Here is a 16,668-nt window from a genome sequence, read left to right on the forward strand (position 1 = left end):
TTTCTAATGCCTTGTTTTGATGCCGATTAAATTGTTAATTCCGATTTTTCCCTACATGAAAGCGAATTAAAGCTGGAGTTTACCATGCACAAATTTACTAAAGCGCTGGCGGCCATTGGTCTCGCTGCGGTTATGTCACAATCAGCTATGGCGGAAAATCTTAAACTGGGTTTTCTGGTGAAACAGCCGGAAGAGCCATGGTTTCAGACTGAGTGGAAATTTGCTGATAAAGCAGGAAAAGATTTAGGCTTTGACGTTATTAAAATTGCGGTTCCGGATGGGGAGAAAACCCTGAATGCCATTGACAGCCTGGCGGCCAGCGGCGCGAAGGGCTTTGTCATCTGTACCCCCGATCCCAAGCTCGGGTCGGCGATTGTCGCCAAAGCGCGTGGCTATGACATGAAGGTGATTACCGTCGATGACCAGTTCGTCAATGCGAAAGGCAAACCGATGGAGAGCGTACCGCTGGTGATGATGGCGGCGAGCGAAATTGGCGCCCGTCAGGGGCAGGAACTCTATAAAGAGATGCAAAAGCGCGGCTGGGATGTCAAAGACACCGCCGTAATGGCGATCACCGCCGATGAGCTGGATACCGCGCGCCGTCGCACCACCGGCTCCATCGATGCCCTGAAGGCGGCCGGCTTCCCGGACGCGCAAATCTACCGCGTGCCGACAAAATCCAACGATATCCCGGGAGCGTTCGACGCCGGTAACTCGATGCTGGTCCAGCATCCGCAGGTTAAACACTGGCTGATCGTCGGGATGAACGACAACACCGTCCTCGGCGGCGTGCGCGCGACCGAAGGTCAGGGCTTTAAAGCTCCCGATGTGATTGGCATCGGCATCAACGGCGTGGATGCCGTTAACGAACTGTCGAAGGCGCAGCCGACCGGCTTCTATGGTTCTCTGCTGCCAAGCCCGGATATCCACGGCTACAAAACCAGCGAAATGCTCTACAACTGGGTCACCAAGGGCGTCGAGCCGCCGAAGTTCACGGCGGTGACCGATGTGGTGTTGATTACCCGCGATAACTTCAAAGAAGAGCTGGCGAAAAAAGGGCTGTAACAGCCTGATTAAACTGGCCCCCGCCGCGGCGCGGGGGCTGAGTGCAGAAGAGCGGAGTCGTTATGCAACAGTCTACCCCTTATCTCTCATTTCGCGGCATCACCATGACGTTCCCTGGCGTAAAGGCCTTGTCCGATATCAGTTTTGACTGCTACCCGGGACAGATCCACGCGCTGATGGGCGAAAATGGCGCAGGCAAATCGACGCTGTTGAAAATTCTCAGCGGCAACTATATCCCGACCGCGGGCCATCTGCAGATCGGCGGCCAGCAGATGGCATTCGCCAATACCATGGAGGCGCTGAACGCCGGCGTGGCAATTATCTACCAGGAGCTGCATCTGATCCCGGAGATGACCGTCGCCGAAAATATCTATCTCGGTCAGCTGCCGCACAGAGGCGGCATCGTCAATCGCTCGCTGCTCAACTATGAGGCCCGCCTGCAGCTGGAGCATCTGGGTCTGGATATCGACCCGGAGACGCCGCTGAAATATCTCTCCATTGGTCAATGGCAGATGGTGGAGATTGCCAAAGCGCTGGCGCGTAACGCCAAGATTATCGCGTTCGATGAGCCGACCAGCTCGCTCTCCGCCAGAGAGATCGACAACCTGTTTCGCGTCATCCGCGAGTTGCGGGAGGAGGGAAGGGTCATCATCTATGTTTCACACCGGATGGAAGAGATTTTTGCCCTCAGCGATGCCATCACCGTCTTTAAAGATGGCCGCTACGTTTGCACCTTTGACGATATGCCGAGCGTCAGCCACGACGCCCTGGTCCAGGCAATGGTAGGCCGCAATCTGGGCGATATTTATGGCTGGAAGCCTCGCCCCTATGGCAAGGAGCGGCTGCGCCTGGAGGAGGTCAAAGCGCCGGGCGTGCGCACGCCGGTTAGTCTCTCGGTGCGCAGCGGTGAAATTGTCGGTTTGTTCGGACTGGTGGGTGCCGGGCGCAGCGAACTAATGAAAGGCCTGTTTGGCGGCACGCAGATAACCGGCGGTCAGGTGTATATCGATGGCCAGCCCGTCTCCATTCGCAAACCGGCCCAGGCCATCCAGGCCGGGATGATGCTGTGCCCGGAGGATCGTAAAGCGGAGGGGATTATTCCGGTGCATTCCGTTCGCGATAACATCAATATCAGCGCCCGGCGCAAGCATATTCACGCTGGCTGCCTGATCAACAACGCCTGGGAGGCGGACAACGCCGATCAACATATCCAGTCGCTGAATATTAAAACGCCGGGCCCGGAACAGCTGATTATGAACCTGTCGGGCGGCAACCAGCAGAAAGCGATCCTTGGCCGCTGGCTGTCGGAAGAGATGAAGGTGATCCTGCTTGATGAGCCAACCCGCGGCATCGACGTCGGCGCCAAACATGAAATTTACAATGTGATCTATGGCCTCGCCGCCTCCGGTGTCGCCGTGGTGTTTGCCTCCAGCGACCTGCCGGAAGTGCTGGGCGTCGCTGACCGCATCGTGGTGATGCGCGAAGGACAAATCGCCGGCGAACTGCTGCATGAAGAAGCCAATGAACAGCAGGCGTTAAGCCTTGCGATGCCAACAGTGAGCCAGGCTGTCGCCTGAGTAAGGAGTAAATGATGTCATCAGTGACTACGTCCGGGGCTACCCGCTCAACCTTTAGCTTTGCCCGCATCTGGGATCAGTTTGGCATGCTGGTGGTGTTTGCGGTGCTGTTTATCGGCTGTGTGATTTTTGTGCCCAACTTTGCTTCATTCGTCAATATGAAAGGGCTGGGGCTGGCGATCTCGATGTCCGGGATGGTGGCCTGCGGCATGCTGTTTTGCCTGGCCTCCGGCGATTTTGACCTGTCGGTGGCGTCGGTTATCGCCTGCGCCGGGGTCACCACCGCGGTGGTGATTAATCTCAGCGAAAGCCTGTGGCTGGGGATCGCCGCAGGCCTGTTGCTGGGGGCGCTTAGTGGCCTGGTTAACGGCTTTGTCATTGCGCGCCTTAAGATCAACGCGCTGATCACCACGCTGGCCACCATGCAGATTGTCCGCGGCCTGGCCTATATTATCTCCGACGGCAAAGCGGTGGGGATCGAAGATGAACGTTTCTTCACCCTCGGCTATGCCAACTGGTTTGGTTTGCCGGCGCCGATCTGGCTGACCGTCGCCTGCCTGGTGGTTTTCGGATTATTACTAAACAAAACCACCTTTGGCCGTAATACGCTGGCTATTGGCGGCAATGAAGAGGCGGCGCGCCTGGCCGGCGTCCCGGTGGTGCGCACCAAGATTATTATCTTTGTGCTCTCCGGTCTGGTATCGGCCGCAGCGGGGATCATTCTGGCGTCGCGCATGACCAGCGGCCAGCCGATGACCTCGATTGGCTATGAGCTGATTGTTATTTCGGCCTGCGTGCTGGGCGGGGTGTCGCTGAAGGGCGGGATCGGCAAGATCTCCTACGTGGTGGCCGGGATCCTGATCCTCGGAACCGTGGAAAATGCGATGAACCTGCTGAATATCTCGCCATTCTCACAATACGTCGTGCGCGGGGTGATCCTGCTGGCGGCGGTGATCTTCGACCGCTACAAACAAAAAGCCAAACGTGCGGCCTGAATTTAAACCGAACTTTTTAGTTTACAGAGTAATTGCCGCCAGCGCCCGTTTCGCTGGCGGTAACTATCAAAAATGGCGAGGTTGGTCACACTGTCTATACTTACATGGCTCACATATAATTAACAACCAGCTTCGGCTGGCCATGATAAGGAGGAAACAGGGTGGATAACCAGATATCTGTACCGCCTGCGCTAACCGGAAACTACGCTTTTTTCTTTGACCTCGACGGTACTCTTGCCGATATCCAGCCGCACCCCGATCAGGTGGTGATACCCGACAGCACGCTGCAGGCGCTCAATGCGCTGGCCCAGCAGCAGGGGGGCGCGGTGGCATTGATTTCAGGGCGCTCAATGGCTGAACTTGACGCGCTAACCCATCCCTGGCGGCTACCGCTGGCCGGCGTTCACGGGGCCGAGCGCCGTGATATCAATGGTAAAACCTACATCGTCTCTCTGCCGACAGCGCTGCGCGATGAGATCGCGGCTGAGCTGACGTCGGCGCTGGAAGCGCTCCCGGGATGTGAGCTGGAGAGTAAAGAGATGGCTTTCGCGCTCCACTATCGCCAGGCCCCGCAGCAGCAGAGCGCCGTGCTGGAGCTGGCGCAGCGGATTGTTCAGCGCTATCCGCTGCTGGCGTTACAGCTTGGCAAGTGCGTGGTGGAGATTAAACCCCGCGGCGTCAACAAAGGGGAGGCGATTACCGCGTTCATGCAGGAGGCGCCATTCGCCGGCCGCGAACCGGTTTTTGTCGGCGATGATTTGACCGACGAGGCGGGATTCAGCGTCGTTAATCAACTGCAGGGAATGTCGGTAAAAGTTGGCGCCGGGGAAACTCAGGCGCACTGGCGGTTGGCGGATGCCGCCGCTGTAAGGACGTGGTTGCAACATCTGGCGTATGACGCGCAAACCGAAAGGAGGGATGACCATGAGTCGTTTAGTCGTAGTCTCTAACCGTATCGCCTTACCGGACGATAAAAAATCGAGCGCTGGCGGTCTGGCCGTCGGCATCCTGGGGGCACTGAGAGCGGCGGGGGGTCTGTGGTTTGGCTGGAGCGGCGAGATTGGCGATGACCAGCAGCCGCTCAAGCAGGTCTCCCGCGGGAATATTTCCTGGGCGTCGTTCAACCTTAATGAACGGGACCATGATGAATACTACAACCAGTTCTCTAACGCCGTGCTGTGGCCGGCTTTCCACTATCGCCTTGATCTGGTCAGCTTTCAGCGCGAAGCCTGGGAGGGATATCTGCGGGTTAACGCCATGCTGGCGGACAAGCTTCTGCCGCTGATTGAGCCAGACGATACGCTGTGGATCCATGATTACCATCTTCTGCCCTTCGCCAGCGAGCTGCGCAAGCGCGGGGTGAACAATCGCATCGGGTTTTTCTTACATATTCCGTTCCCGACGCCGGAGATTTTTAACGCTCTGCCGCCGCACGCTGAGCTGCTGGAGCAACTGTGCGATTACGATCTGCTGGGCTTCCAGACCGAAAGCGACAGAACCGCTTTTCTCGACAGCATTGCTATGCAGACTCGCCTATCCGACCTCGGCGATAAACGCTATCAGGCATGGGGTAAGGCGTTCAGTACCGAGGTTTATCCGATAGGGATCGATCCGGACGAAATTACGCGCAACGCTAAAGGTCCGCTGCCGCCGAAGCTGGCCCAACTGAAGAACGAGCTGAAAAATGTGAAGAATATCTTCTCCGTGGAGCGTCTTGACTATTCGAAAGGGTTGCCGGAGCGATTCCTCGCCTACGAGACGCTGCTCGAGAAGTACCCTCAGCACCACGGCAAAATCCGTTATACCCAGATCGCGCCGACCTCCCGCGGCGATGTGCAGGCCTATCAGGATATCCGCCACCAGCTGGAAACCGCAGCCGGACGCATCAACGGACAGTTTGGTCAGCTTGGCTGGACACCGCTCTACTATCTGAATCAGCATTTTGATCGTAAGCTGCTGATGAAGGTCTTCCGCTACTCTGACGTCGGGCTGGTGACGCCGCTACGCGATGGTATGAATCTGGTGGCGAAGGAGTACGTCGCGGCGCAGGATCCGGATAACCCTGGCGTACTGGTCCTGTCGCAGTTTGCCGGGGCGGCGCAGGAGCTGACCAGCGCCCTGATCGTCAATCCTTACGATCGCGACGAGGTTGCCGCCGCGCTGGATCGCGCGCTCAGCATGCCGCTGGCGGAACGTATCGCCCGTCATTCAGCGATGCTGGACGTGATCAGAGAAAATGATATTCATAACTGGCAGGCGCGCTTTGTCGAGGATCTGCAGCATATTTCACCGCGCAGCGAGGAGAGCCGTCTGCGGGGGAAGATAGCCACCTTCCCTAAACTGGCCTAGTTCAGGAAAAGGGCTAACCGGCGTTAGCCCTTTTCAAGGGAAACCAACAGGACATCAACGCCGCAGCTGCCGACGATATTTTTCGCCGAGCAGGTGGCGCGTGAGAAGAGGGAATGGTTGTGATTGCCGCAGATCACCAGATCAACACGGTGTGACCGGCAGAAGTCCTTAATATGATGGCCTAGCTCGCCGCAGGCGATGGTCATTCTTTCTATTGGGTAGTCCGCGTGGCGAGCCAGCTCATTGAGAAACTCCCGCGTCTCTTCCTGCATCACTTCGCGCAGATTTTCCATCATCGGTGCGGCGAACTGGTTATACAGCTCCGGATCCGTAGCGAGAGTGATTAAGCTCACCTTCGCGTTAACGGGGCGGGCTATCGACACCGCTTTTTTAATTAATACCTGACTCTCCGGCGTTGGCGCGACGGCAACCAGCAGATGGGTATAAGGCATCTGGCCTCCTTGAGATACGCGGAATAACCCTTTCTTCCATTCTTTACTCCTGTTTCCCCGACTGCGCAAGGGCCGATCCCGGGATTTGCGAGCCTGTTCGTTAGTCGGCGACCTTCCAGCCAGATCACATCAATGAACCTGTCTTTTGATTAAAAAGAAATGCTGTTTTATAAATGAGTGAAGTGGCGACGTCATCTCTTTGTCATTTTGCCACCGGCGACTGTTCCGTGGCAAAAGTACAAAGGTAACCTCCTTTCACAGCTTTTAGTGTAGCCAGGTACCCACTCCCTTCCGGTGGCAAATCCGGAACGATTGTCGGCGTTCTTTTAAAAAAAGACACAGGATCACGGCGATGAAAACACGAAAAATTGGACTGGCTAACTATCTGGCCTACGGCGCGGGCGATTTTCTCGGCGCCGGCACGACGGCGCTAACCGCCGCATGGCTGCTCTACTTTTACACGACCTTTTGCGGACTGACCCCGATTGAGGCCACGCTTATTTTTGCTGCCGCCCGCGTGCTGGACGCGGTGGTAAGCCCGCTGATGGGCTTTCTCACCGATAACTTTGGCACCACCTGGCTTGGTAAGCGCTTCGGCCGCAGAAAATTCTTTATTCTGCTCGGCATCCCCTGCGTATTCAGCTATTCAGCGATGTGGGTCGGCGAGATGGGCTTCTGGTACTACCTGGCGACCTATCTGCTGTTTGATATGGTCTATACCATGATTCTGGTGCCCTATGAGACGCTGGTGCCGGAGATGACCGATGACTTTAAACAGAAAACCAAATTCTCCGGCGCGCGCATTTCGATGGCGCAGATGTCGGCGATTTTAGCCTCCTTCCTGCCGGGGATCCTTCTCTCCTGGCTCGGCAAAGATAATGCCAGCTCGTTCTTCTATGCCAGTCTGGTGTTCTCGGTGCTGTGCGCGGTGATGCTGACTCTGGTCTGGTGTTTCACCTGGGAACGACCGCGGGAGGCGTGGTCGGAAGCGGCCCTGCGGGCGGAAGCGGAAAAACAAAACTTAACCCTTGCTCAGAGCCTCAATCGCCTGGTGATTGAGCTGAGTTCTACGCTGCGGATAAAAATTTTCCGCCAGCACCTCGGCATGTATCTGGGGGGCTATATCGCCCAGGACGTCTTCAATGCCGTGTTTACCTATTACGTGGTCTTTGTTCTGATGCAGGAAGCCGCCGTCGCCTCGAACCTGCTGGGGACGATGGCCATCTTCCAGTTTATTGCAGTAATCGCCATGATCCCGCTGTGCATTCGTTTTGGCCCCGCGCCGTCGTACCGCATGGTGGTGGTCCTGTTTGGCCTGAGCTCACTCTCCTACGCGCTGCTCTATTACGCCGGACTGAGCGACGTCTATTCCTTATTGCTGCTCATCTCTGCTGTCGCCGGACTGGGACGCGGCGGGATAAATTACGTACCGTGGAATACCTACACCTATATTGCCGACGTCGACGAAGCGATCACCGGCCAGCGCCGGGAGGGGATTTTTGCCGGCATCATGACCCTGACCCGCAAAGCCTCGCAGGCGGGGGCGGTGATGCTGGTGGGGATCATTATGCAGTTGTCGGGGTTTGTTTCCGGGCAAAAAATACAGCCTGAAGGGGTCAGCCATACCATTCTGCTGATCCTCAGCGTCGGCACTCTGGTGGTGTTAGCCTGCGGCTTCCTCGTCTCGCTGCGCTTCAAGCTCAACCTGCACACCCACAGCGTCCTGCGCAGCGAGACCCTCAGAATGCGCGAGCTCGGCTACGCTCAGTCGGAACAGACCAGTGCGGAACACCGTGCGGTGGTCGAGCTGCTGGCGGGGATGCCTTACGACTGTCTGTGGGGCAATAACAATATTGGCTATCTGAATCGTCATAAACCTGCTGCCCCGGCGCTCATTAAGGGCGGCGCTTTGAATTCGACATATACCCGAGGTTAACAACATGAAAGTTTGGCCGGTCAAACATAGCCCATTACTGCGTCAGCCTGAGCGTTTTATCGCCCGCAGCGAACTGCAGGCGCTAATCCGCAACGTGACGCAAAACCTGGTGAATATTAAGGATGAGAGCGGGCAATTTTTACTACGCCTGGATGACGGGCGCGTGATCGATACCAAAGGCTGGGCCGGCTGGGAGTGGACCCACGGCGTTGGGCTGTACGGCATCTATCAGTATTACCAGCAAACCGGCGATATCGAGATGCGTGATATCATCGATCGCTGGTTTGCCGACCGCTTCGCCGAGGGGGCAACGACCAAAAACGTCAATACTATGGCCCCGTTTCTGACCCTGGCTTACCGCTTTGAAGAGACCGGCCGTATGGCGTATCTGCCGTGGCTGGAGAGCTGGGCGGAGTGGGCGATGCACGAGATGCCGCGCACCGAGCAGGGCGGTATGCAGCACATGACTCTGGCGGAGGAGAACCATCAGCAAATGTGGGATGACACGCTGATGATGACCGTGTTGCCGTTAGCCAAAATTGGCAAGCTGCTTAACCGCCCGCAGTATGTGGAGGAGGCAACCTACCAGTTCCTGCTCCATGTGCAGAACCTGATGGACCGGGAGACCGGGCTGTGGTTTCACGGCTGGAACTATGAGGGGCGGCATAACTTTGCCCGGGCGCGTTGGGCGCGGGGCAACAGCTGGCTCACCATGGTGATCCCGGATTTTCTGGAACTGGTGGATCTCCCCGAGGGGAACGCGGTACGGCGCTATCTGATTACAGTCCTCGACGCACAGATTGCCGCCTTGGCAGAATGCCAGGACGACAGCGGCCTGTGGCATACCTTGCTGGACGACCCGCACTCTTATCTTGAGGCCTCGGCGACCGCCGGCTTTGCCTACGGCATTCTCAAAGCGGTGCGCAAGCGTTACGTCGGGCAGCACTACGCCGGGGTGGCTGAAAAAGCGATTCGCGGGATTGTGCAGAATATTTCGCCGCAGGGGGAGCTGCTGCAGACCTCATTTGGCACCGGGATGGGGTCAGACCTCGACTTTTATCGCCAGATCCCGCTTACCTCGATGCCCTACGGTCAGGCGATGGCGATCCTTTGTCTGACGGAGTATCTACGCAAGTACTTCTGAGCAGGGCGCCCCGCTGGCGAGGCGCCGAATAAAACTAACCCGGCTTTCGCCGGGTTGCTTGTTACATACGCTCGACGGTCTCGATACCGAGGGTATCGAGACCCAGCTTGAGGGTTTTCGCCGTGAGCAGCGCCAGCTTCAGACGGCTGTTGCGGGTCTCTTCGCTTTCCGCGCTGAGGATCGGGCAGTGCTCGTAGAAGCCGGAGAACAGGCCCGCCAGATCGTAGAGGTAGGCGCACATCACGTGCGGCGTCCCTTCGCGAGCGACCACGGAGAGGGTCTCTTCAAACTGCAGCAGGCGCGCGGCCAGCTGAGCTTCGCGATCTTCGGCGATGACCACCGGCGCGTCGATCATCGCGTTTTCGTCGATGCCGGCTTTGCGGAACACGGAGAGCACGCGGGTATAGGCATACTGCATATACGGCGCGGTGTTGCCTTCGAACGCCAGCATATTATCCCAGTCGAAGACGTAGTCGGTGGTGCGGTTTTTCGACAGGTCGGCATATTTAACCGCGCCGATACCCACCACTTTCGCCAGATTTTCCAGCTCGTCAGCCGACATATCCGGGTTCTTCTCGGCCACCAGGCGACGGGCGCGCTCCAGCGCTTCGTCCAGCAGATCCGCCAGCTTCACGGTACCGCCGGCGCGGGTTTTAAACGGCTTGCCGTCTTTCCCAAGCATCATACCGAACATATGGTGCTCCAGCGGCACGTAGTCCGGCACATAGCCAGCTTTACGCACGATGGTCCAAGCCTGCATCAGGTGCTGGTGCTGACGAGAGTCGATGTAGTAGAGCACGCGGTCGGCGTGCAGCGTTTCATAACGATACTTCGCACAGGCGATATCGGTGGTGGTATAGAGGTAGCCGCCATCCTTTTTCTGGATGATGACGCCCATCGGTTCGCCTTCCTTGTTTTTGTACTCATCAAGGAAGACCACGGTGGCGCCTTCGCTCTCAACCGCCAGCCCTTTGGCTTTCAGATCGGCGACGATCCCCGGCAGCATCGGGTTGTACAGGCTCTCACCCATCACGTCATCGCGGGTCAGGGTGACGTTCAGGCGATCGTAGGTGATCTGGTTTTGCGACATGGTGATGTCGACCAGCTTACGCCACATCTGCAGGAAATACTCATCACCGCCCTGCAGCTTAACCACGTAGCTGCGCGCGCGCTCGGCGAAGGCTTCGTCTTCGTCATAGTGCTTTTTCGCTTCGCGATAGAAACCTTCGAGGTCGGCCAGGGCCATTTCGCCGGCGTTTTCCTGCTGCTGTTTTTCCAGATACGCGATCAGCATCCCGAACTGGGTGCCCCAGTCGCCGACGTGGTTGGCGCGGATCACCTTATGACCCAGGAACTCCAGGGTACGGACTGAAGCATCGCCAATGATGGTCGAACGCAGATGGCCGACGTGCATCTCTTTCGCTACGTTGGGTGCCGAGTAGTCGACGACGATAGTCTGCGCCTGCGGTTTCGTGACGCCCAGGCGCTCAGACTGCAGCGCGCGGTTGACGTTGTCCGCCAGAAACGCGGGGTCGAGGAAAATATTGATAAAGCCCGGCCCGGCGATTTCAACCTTGTTGGCAATGCCGTTGAGGTCAAGATGAGACAGTACCTGCTCTGCAAGTTGTCGCGGCGCCATACCCAGCTTTTTGGCGACAGCCATCACGCCGTTGGCCTGATAGTCGCCGAACTGAACTTTTGCTGACTGGCGGACCTGGGGTTCGCAATCGGCAGGCGCGCCTGCCGCGATCAGGGCCTGGCTGACTTTTTCTGAGAGAAGAGCCTGAATATTCACCGGAATACCTTAAGTGTAATGCGCCTGCCCCCGAGGGAGGCGGCGCCATAATGTGGACAAATTAGGGCGGGAGTATACTGCATTTGTCCCCGTCCGTCAGCATTGCGCGCGGCGCGCCGGCGTGCGCAATCCATCGCCGGTCAGTTGCCCATCAGCGGGGCGGCGGTTGGTCCGCAGGCCGAAACACGGTAAATTACCTTTTCATTACTGACGAGCATTATTGACGAGCAAACCCATGGCAAACTGGCAGCAAATTGAACCACTGGCCGATATTACGGCGGATCTCCCGCGATTTTCCGATGCGCTTCAGCGCTTCACTGCGCGACTGGGACTGGAGATCGCCGGGCTCGACGCCGACCATATCTCCCTGCGCTGTCATCAGAATACCACTGCGGAACGCTGGCGCCGCGGTCTGGAGCAGTGCGGCACCCTGCTGTCGGAGAATATGATCAACGGCCGGCCCATTTGCCTGTTCAAACTGACGGAGCCGGTCTGCGTGGCGCACTGGCGCTTCCATATCGTTGAGCTGCCGTGGCCGGGTGAAAAGCGTTATCCCCATGAAGGCTGGGAGCATATCGAAATCGTCCTGCCCGGCGATCCGGCAACCTTAAATGCCCGCGCGCTGGCGCTGCTGGCCGATGACGGACTCAGCCAGCCAGGGATCGTGGTCAAAACCAGCTCGCCGAAAGGGGAGCATGAGCGCCTGCCGAATCCCACCCTGGCGGTGACCGACGGCAGCGTGACGGTCAAATTTCATCCGTGGTCTATTGAACAAATCGTCGCCAGCGAGCAAGCCGATACGTAACAGTGTGAAGCCGCGCGGCGTCTGCCGCGTGAAATCGTGACATGCTGCAAAGGTTGTCTGGATCAGGGAGAGAGGAATGGCGGTACTGGAAGTGTGTTGCTACAGCATGGCGTGCGCCCGGGAGGCTGAGCGCTGCGGCGCCGATCGTATTGAGCTCTGCGCCGCGCCGCAGGAAGGGGGATTAACCCCCTCTTATGGGGTGCTGGTCTCGGCCCGCGGGGCGATTACCCTCCCGGTGCATCCGATCGTTCGCCCGCGCGGCGGCGATTTCTGCTACACCGAGGAAGAGTTCGCCGCGATGCTTAACGATATTCGCATGGTGCGGGATCTGGGCTTCCCCGGGCTGGTGACCGGCGTGCTGGATGCTGATGGCCAGGTCGATATCCCGCGGATGAAAAAAATAATGGCCGCGGCCGGGCCGCTGGCGGTGACCTTTCATCGGGCGTTCGATCTGTGCGCCGACCCGCGTCAGGCCTGGAAAACGCTGGGTGAGCTGGGGGTCAAACGTATCCTGACTTCCGGTCAGCAATCCTCGGCGGAGAAAGGTATTTCATTAATTACGGAACTTATTGCCGCAGGGGATACTCCAATCATTATGGCCGGTGCGGGAGTCCGCGCCGCGAACCTGCCGCTGTTTCTGCAGGCGGGGGTGAAAGAGGTCCATAGCTCGGCTGGCCACTGGTTGCCGTCGGAAATGCGCTTTCGTCATCCGGGCGTTTCGATGTCAGCCGATCCCGATGCCGATGAATACAGACGCTACGCCGTGAATGGCGCAGCGGTGGCGGAGATGAAAAGGATTATCTCCGCCTGGAGAAGTTAAACGGTTTTTTGCTGCACATCATGTCGCCCAATATGATGATTGCCCGTACCAGGCCCCTGCCCATTAAACAGGGGCCTTTTTTTATCTCGCTTTTTTCGCCAGCGACTGCTGGGTTTCCGGTTTGGTGGCAATGATCACAGCCCGTAATGGCGCCGGATAGCCTTCCACCGTTTTGCGCTGATCCTGTGGGTCGAGGAAATCGGCCAGCGATTCGGTCGTCATCCATTCGGTGCGTCGCTGCTCCTCTGTCGAGGTGACGCAGGCGTCGACGATGCGCACGTCAATAAACCCGCACTTCTCCAGCCACATTTTCAGGGCCGCCGCCGAGGGGATAAAATAGACGTTGCGCATTTGCGCATAGCGGTCGCCCGGAACCAGCACCGTATTTTCATCTCCTTCAACCACCAGCGTCTCCAGCACCAGCTCGCCCCCTGGCGCCAGCTGATCTTTCAGCTGCCACAGATGGTCCAGCGGCGAGCGGCGGTGGTAGAGCACGCCCATCGAGAACACGGTGTCGAAGGCCTCCAGCGCCGGCAGCTGCTCGATGCCCAGCGGCAGCAAATGCGCCCGCTGGTCGTTACCGAGCAGCTTACGCACCGCTTCAAACTGGCACAGGAACAGCTGGGTGGGATCGATACCGACCGCCAGATGTGCGCCGGCGCCGATCATCCGCCACATGTGATAGCCGCTGCCGCAGCCCACGTCGAGGATAGTCCGGCCAGTGAGATCGGACAGGTGCGGCAGAACGCGCTCCCATTTCCAGTCGGATCGCCATTCGGTATCGATATTGATGCCGTACAGCGAATAAGGGCCTTTGCGCCACGGCATCAGGTTTTTAAGCAGATTTTCGATCCGCCGCTGATGGCCTTCGCTGAGCGGCGTTTCGCTCTCGGCGGTGACGCTGTGCAGAAGATCCAGACGCCAGGGCGTTAGCTCCGGCAGAAATTCTACGGCGCGCTCCCATTCACGAAACTTGCCGTGCAGGGCATCGCGCTGCCAGGCGGCTACCTGGGCAGGCAGCGTCTCCAGCCAGTGAGACAGCGGGCTTTTGGCGATCAGCTGATAGAAGTTACTGAAGTCGATCATGCCTGCTCCCCGGCTTTCACGGCCACCAGCGAGCCAAAGTTAAAGCACTGGAACCACAGTTCGGCATGTTCAAACCCAGCCTGACGCAGGCGGGCTTTATGGGTTTCGACAGAGTCCGTCAGCATCACATTTTCCAGCATGCTGCGTTTCTGGCTGATCTCCAGTTCGCTGTAGCCGTTGGCGCGCTTAAAGTCATGATGCATATTGAACAACAGTTCGCCAACGTGGGCGTCTTCGAAGCTGAATTTTTCCGAGAGCACCAGCGCGCCGCCCGGATTCAGCCCCTGATAGACTTTATTGAGGATCGCCTGGCGATCGCCCGGCTCAAGGAACTGAATAGTAAAGTTCAGGATCACCAGCGAGGCGTTTTCAATGGTCACGTCGCGGATATCCCCTTCAATCACTTCGACCGGCGTCGGCGCTTTATAAGCGTCAATATGGCGACGGCAGCGCTCCACCATCGCGGGCGAGTTATCGATAGCGATAATGCGACAGCCCGGATGGCTAATATTGCGGCGCACGGAGAGGGTGGCGGCGCCCAGCGAACAGCCAAGATCGTAAACCTGAGTGTTGGGCTGAACGAAGCGCTCGGCCAGCATGCCGATCATCGAGATGATATTGGAGTAGCCGGGCACAGAACGCTGGATCATATCGGGGAAGACTTCAGCAACCCGTTCATCAAAGGTCCAGTCGCCGAGGCTGGCAATCGGCGCGGAAAAAAGCGTATCGCGGTGAGACATAACGTTAAACCCGAAAAAACGAAAACGGCGTATTGTGCGCTAACGGAGGGAGAAAACCAACTCCCAGGGCATATACCAAAGATTGGCCAGCACCATTAGCAACAACGCGCACCAGGTGGCGCTCATGCCGGAGCGGCGCCAGTAGTAGACGCGGTGATGAAAACCCCAGGAGTGCATCAGTCGCCCGACAATCAATAAAATCCCGCAAACGTGCACCATCCAGGTCAGAGCGCCGTTCATCTCCATAAATAACAGCAAAATGAGGCCAATCGGCACATATTCGACGGCATTGCCGTGAACACGGATGGCAACCTGCAGCTCGCTAAAGCCGCCGTCACCGTAGCCTACATGGTATTGGGTGCGCAGACGCACCACGTCAAATGAGAACTTCACTAACAATAACGCACCTAAAACGGCATACAGCGCGCTGACCATACGAAAACTCCCTTTAACTCTGGCAGATGGCTCCGGATATGATAGCAGGATATCAGAAAAGAGAAGATTGCTGCGGAATCGACGGCGCATTTCCTGCCGCCGGCAGGGCAGCGCGCAGGTCACCCCACAGGGTATCCACCAGCGCCGGGGCGAAAGCAATGTCCGGAGTATGCAGGAACAACCACGGGGTCCCCGACTGATGCCACTTCGCCAGGGTCTGAAGCCAGACGCGAAACAGTTCCCGGTTATGGGCCATATCGTCACCGCCGATAAACCGCACCATTGGCTGCCGGGCGGTCATCACCGCATGTACCGGCACCTTCGGTTTCTTTTGTTGGGCATCGATCATCGCCGGACTGGTGGCCGCAGCGCTATGGACCGGGCGGCTGTCGAGGATCACGCGGTTGACGTTACGCTCGTGCAGCCCGCGGTTGAGCTGCTGTTCCGCTTCCCCTTTGGCGAAAAACTCGGGATGACGAACTTCGACGCCGTAGGTGAAATCCTTCGGCAGTCCGTCGAGAAAATGCCATAGCGCGGGGAGATCGCGAGGACCGAACGTCGCCGGCAGCTGCAGCCAGTACTGGCCGATGCGCGAGGCCAGCGGCGCCAGGCGGGCAAAAAATTCGCTGCTTAACTCGTCGCAATGGCGCAGGGCGGCCTGGTGCGAGATGGTGGCCGGGAATTTGAAGCAGAAGCGGAAGTCATCGTGGGTCTGTTCGTACCAGCGGGCGACAATCTCCGGCTTTGGTAGCGCATACAGGGTGGTGTTGCCCTCCACGCAGTTAAAGTGGCGGGCGTACTCTTCAAGGCTGGTGATGCCAAGGCGCACCCATTTCGGGTGCGACCACTGGGGAAGCCCAATATAAATCATAGCGCCGTGAGGATCTCCTCGGTACTGCGCACCCGGCCGATGCGCGGGAAAATATGCGTCATACTGCCCTGATGCTGCTCGGCGGAGGCGGCGCTGCAGGCATCTTCGGCGATGACCAGGTTAAAACCCAGCTCCCAGGCGTTGCGGGCGGTGGATTCGACGCCGATGTTGGTGGAGATGCCGCAGAGAATAATGGTGTCGATCCCGCGGCGGCGCAGCTGAAGCTCAAGGTCGGTGCCATAGAACGCGCCCCACTGGCGTTTGGTCACTTCGATATCGCTCTCCTGCTTACCCAGCGTGGCCGGGTAGGTCCACCAGTTTTCGGGCAGCGTATGCGCCCCGGCCTGAGCGTCGACAGGCTGTTTCAGCGCTTCGGCGAAATCGGCCGACCAGCCCACGCGGACCATGATGACCGGCGAACCCTGTTGCCGGCACTTGTCTGCCAGGCGAGCGGCGCGCGCCACCACCTCGTCAGCCCGATGCGGGCCGCCGGCGAAAGGCAGAATGCCTTCCTGCAGATCGATTACCACCAGCGCCGTGTTTTTTGCATTGAGTTCTAACATGGTATCCCCGTATCTTCATCTGTTGTCAGGCGGCT

Annotated in this window: 16 protein-coding genes; 9 read left to right on the forward strand and 7 right to left on the reverse strand. The window is 58.0% G+C overall.

From position 1 onward, the window contains the following. Positions 1-84: 84 nt before the first annotated feature. The 5 genes from ACR809_RS09310 (at position 85) to otsA (ending at position 5,986) form a co-directional block, all read left to right on the forward strand. Positions 85-1,065, forward strand: coding sequence for an arabinose ABC transporter substrate-binding protein (locus ACR809_RS09310; RefSeq protein WP_002911518.1), 981 nt, complete (start codon positions 85-87; stop codon positions 1,063-1,065). Between the two features lie 62 nt (positions 1,066-1,127). Next, on the forward strand, positions 1,128-2,642 hold the full coding sequence (araG, locus tag ACR809_RS09315; RefSeq protein WP_009307527.1) for an L-arabinose ABC transporter ATP-binding protein AraG: 1,515 nt from the start codon (positions 1,128-1,130) through the stop codon (positions 2,640-2,642). Between the two features lie 14 nt (positions 2,643-2,656). Continuing rightward, positions 2,657-3,637, forward strand: coding sequence for an L-arabinose ABC transporter permease AraH (araH, locus tag ACR809_RS09320; protein WP_002911507.1), 981 nt, complete (start codon positions 2,657-2,659; stop codon positions 3,635-3,637). Between the two features lie 161 nt (positions 3,638-3,798). Beyond that, the gene (otsB, locus tag ACR809_RS09325) at positions 3,799-4,587 is read left to right on the forward strand and encodes a trehalose-phosphatase (RefSeq protein ID WP_002911505.1); all 789 of its coding nucleotides are present in this window, start codon (positions 3,799-3,801) and stop codon (positions 4,585-4,587) included. Next, positions 4,562-5,986: an alpha,alpha-trehalose-phosphate synthase gene (otsA, locus tag ACR809_RS09330; protein WP_004175414.1), complete on the forward strand. Its 1,425-nt coding sequence runs from the start codon at positions 4,562-4,564 to the stop codon at positions 5,984-5,986. The genes otsB and otsA overlap by 26 nt, the downstream gene beginning before the upstream one ends. 23 nt (positions 5,987-6,009) lie before the next feature. Here otsA and uspC read toward each other — a convergent pair whose 3' ends face one another. Continuing rightward, positions 6,010-6,438, reverse strand: a complete 429-nt coding sequence (gene uspC, locus ACR809_RS09335) for a universal stress protein UspC (RefSeq protein ID WP_004175415.1) — start codon at positions 6,436-6,438, stop codon at positions 6,010-6,012. Between the two features lie 352 nt (positions 6,439-6,790). On the opposite strand from uspC, the gene ACR809_RS09340 reads away from it, so the two are divergent. After that, positions 6,791-8,374 carry an MFS transporter gene (locus tag ACR809_RS09340; RefSeq protein ID WP_002911499.1) on the forward strand — a complete coding sequence of 528 codons (1,584 nt, stop codon included), beginning with the start codon at positions 6,791-6,793 and terminating at the stop codon, positions 8,372-8,374. Between the two features lie 4 nt (positions 8,375-8,378). After that, positions 8,379-9,518, forward strand: a complete 1,140-nt coding sequence (gene bglB, locus ACR809_RS09345) for a beta-galactosidase BglB (RefSeq protein ID WP_002911497.1) — start codon at positions 8,379-8,381, stop codon at positions 9,516-9,518. Positions 9,519-9,579: 61 nt separating this feature from the next. Here bglB and argS read toward each other — a convergent pair whose 3' ends face one another. Then, entirely contained in the window at positions 9,580-11,313 is a 1,734-nt protein-coding gene (gene argS, locus ACR809_RS09350; protein ID WP_064186053.1) for an arginine--tRNA ligase, read from the reverse strand. Between the two features lie 235 nt (positions 11,314-11,548). Between argS and ACR809_RS09355 the strand changes: the two genes are divergently transcribed. Together ACR809_RS09355 and cutC are read left to right on the forward strand one after the other, a co-directional pair. Then, positions 11,549-12,118: a VOC family protein gene (locus ACR809_RS09355; protein ID WP_032435976.1), complete on the forward strand. Its 570-nt coding sequence runs from the start codon at positions 11,549-11,551 to the stop codon at positions 12,116-12,118. 76 nt (positions 12,119-12,194) lie between these two features. After that, positions 12,195-12,938, forward strand: coding sequence for a copper homeostasis protein CutC (cutC, locus tag ACR809_RS09360; RefSeq protein ID WP_044245909.1), 744 nt, complete (start codon positions 12,195-12,197; stop codon positions 12,936-12,938). A gap of 81 nt (positions 12,939-13,019) precedes the next feature. Here the strand turns inward: cutC and cmoB are convergent, their stop codons facing one another. The 5 genes from cmoB to ACR809_RS09385 are packed head-to-tail and all read right to left on the reverse strand — an operon-like array spanning position 13,020 to position 16,633. After that, the gene (gene cmoB, locus ACR809_RS09365; protein WP_004151451.1) at positions 13,020-14,024 is read right to left on the reverse strand and encodes a tRNA 5-methoxyuridine(34)/uridine 5-oxyacetic acid(34) synthase CmoB; all 1,005 of its coding nucleotides are present in this window, start codon (positions 14,022-14,024) and stop codon (positions 13,020-13,022) included. Next, positions 14,021-14,764 carry a carboxy-S-adenosyl-L-methionine synthase CmoA gene (gene cmoA, locus ACR809_RS09370; protein WP_002911486.1) on the reverse strand — a complete coding sequence of 248 codons (744 nt, stop codon included), beginning with the start codon at positions 14,762-14,764 and terminating at the stop codon, positions 14,021-14,023. Before cmoA ends, cmoB begins: the two co-directional genes overlap by 4 nt. Positions 14,765-14,803: 39 nt before the next feature. Next, entirely contained in the window at positions 14,804-15,199 is a 396-nt protein-coding gene (locus ACR809_RS09375; protein ID WP_023157964.1) for an MAPEG family protein, read from the reverse strand. A 52-nt stretch (positions 15,200-15,251) separates the two neighbouring features. After that, positions 15,252-16,070, reverse strand: coding sequence for a DUF72 domain-containing protein (locus tag ACR809_RS09380; RefSeq protein ID WP_002911483.1), 819 nt, complete (start codon positions 16,068-16,070; stop codon positions 15,252-15,254). Continuing rightward, positions 16,067-16,633 carry a hydrolase gene (locus ACR809_RS09385; protein WP_004145564.1) on the reverse strand — a complete coding sequence of 189 codons (567 nt, stop codon included), beginning with the start codon at positions 16,631-16,633 and terminating at the stop codon, positions 16,067-16,069. The genes ACR809_RS09380 and ACR809_RS09385 overlap by 4 nt, the downstream gene beginning before the upstream one ends. Positions 16,634-16,668: the final 35 nt, after the last annotated feature.

This window comes from Klebsiella sp. CD33 (genome assembly GCF_051992865.1).
GTDB lineage: Bacteria > Pseudomonadota > Gammaproteobacteria > Enterobacterales > Enterobacteriaceae > Klebsiella > Klebsiella pneumoniae.

Excerpts from the sequence above, each read along its gene's own strand:
- ACR809_RS09310 (WP_002911518.1), top strand. The coding sequence starts at position 85 with ATGCACAAATTTACTAAAGCGCTGGCGGCCATTGGTCTCGCTGCGGTT.
- araG (WP_009307527.1), top strand. The coding sequence starts at position 1,128 with ATGCAACAGTCTACCCCTTATCTCTCATTTCGCGGCATCACCATGACG.
- araH (WP_002911507.1), top strand. The coding sequence starts at position 2,657 with ATGTCATCAGTGACTACGTCCGGGGCTACCCGCTCAACCTTTAGCTTT.
- otsA (WP_004175414.1), top strand. The coding sequence starts at position 4,562 with ATGAGTCGTTTAGTCGTAGTCTCTAACCGTATCGCCTTACCGGACGAT.
- uspC (WP_004175415.1), bottom strand. The coding sequence starts at position 6,438 with ATGCCTTATACCCATCTGCTGGTTGCCGTCGCGCCAACGCCGGAGAGT.
- ACR809_RS09340 (WP_002911499.1), top strand. The coding sequence starts at position 6,791 with ATGAAAACACGAAAAATTGGACTGGCTAACTATCTGGCCTACGGCGCG.
- bglB (WP_002911497.1), top strand. The coding sequence starts at position 8,379 with ATGAAAGTTTGGCCGGTCAAACATAGCCCATTACTGCGTCAGCCTGAG.
- ACR809_RS09355 (WP_032435976.1), top strand. The coding sequence starts at position 11,549 with ATGGCAAACTGGCAGCAAATTGAACCACTGGCCGATATTACGGCGGAT.
- cutC (WP_044245909.1), top strand. The coding sequence starts at position 12,195 with ATGGCGGTACTGGAAGTGTGTTGCTACAGCATGGCGTGCGCCCGGGAG.
- cmoB (WP_004151451.1), bottom strand. The coding sequence starts at position 14,024 with ATGATCGACTTCAGTAACTTCTATCAGCTGATCGCCAAAAGCCCGCTG.
- cmoA (WP_002911486.1), bottom strand. The coding sequence starts at position 14,764 with ATGTCTCACCGCGATACGCTTTTTTCCGCGCCGATTGCCAGCCTCGGC.
- ACR809_RS09375 (WP_023157964.1), bottom strand. The coding sequence starts at position 15,199 with ATGGTCAGCGCGCTGTATGCCGTTTTAGGTGCGTTATTGTTAGTGAAG.
- ACR809_RS09380 (WP_002911483.1), bottom strand. The coding sequence starts at position 16,070 with ATGATTTATATTGGGCTTCCCCAGTGGTCGCACCCGAAATGGGTGCGC.
- ACR809_RS09385 (WP_004145564.1), bottom strand. The coding sequence starts at position 16,633 with ATGTTAGAACTCAATGCAAAAAACACGGCGCTGGTGGTAATCGATCTG.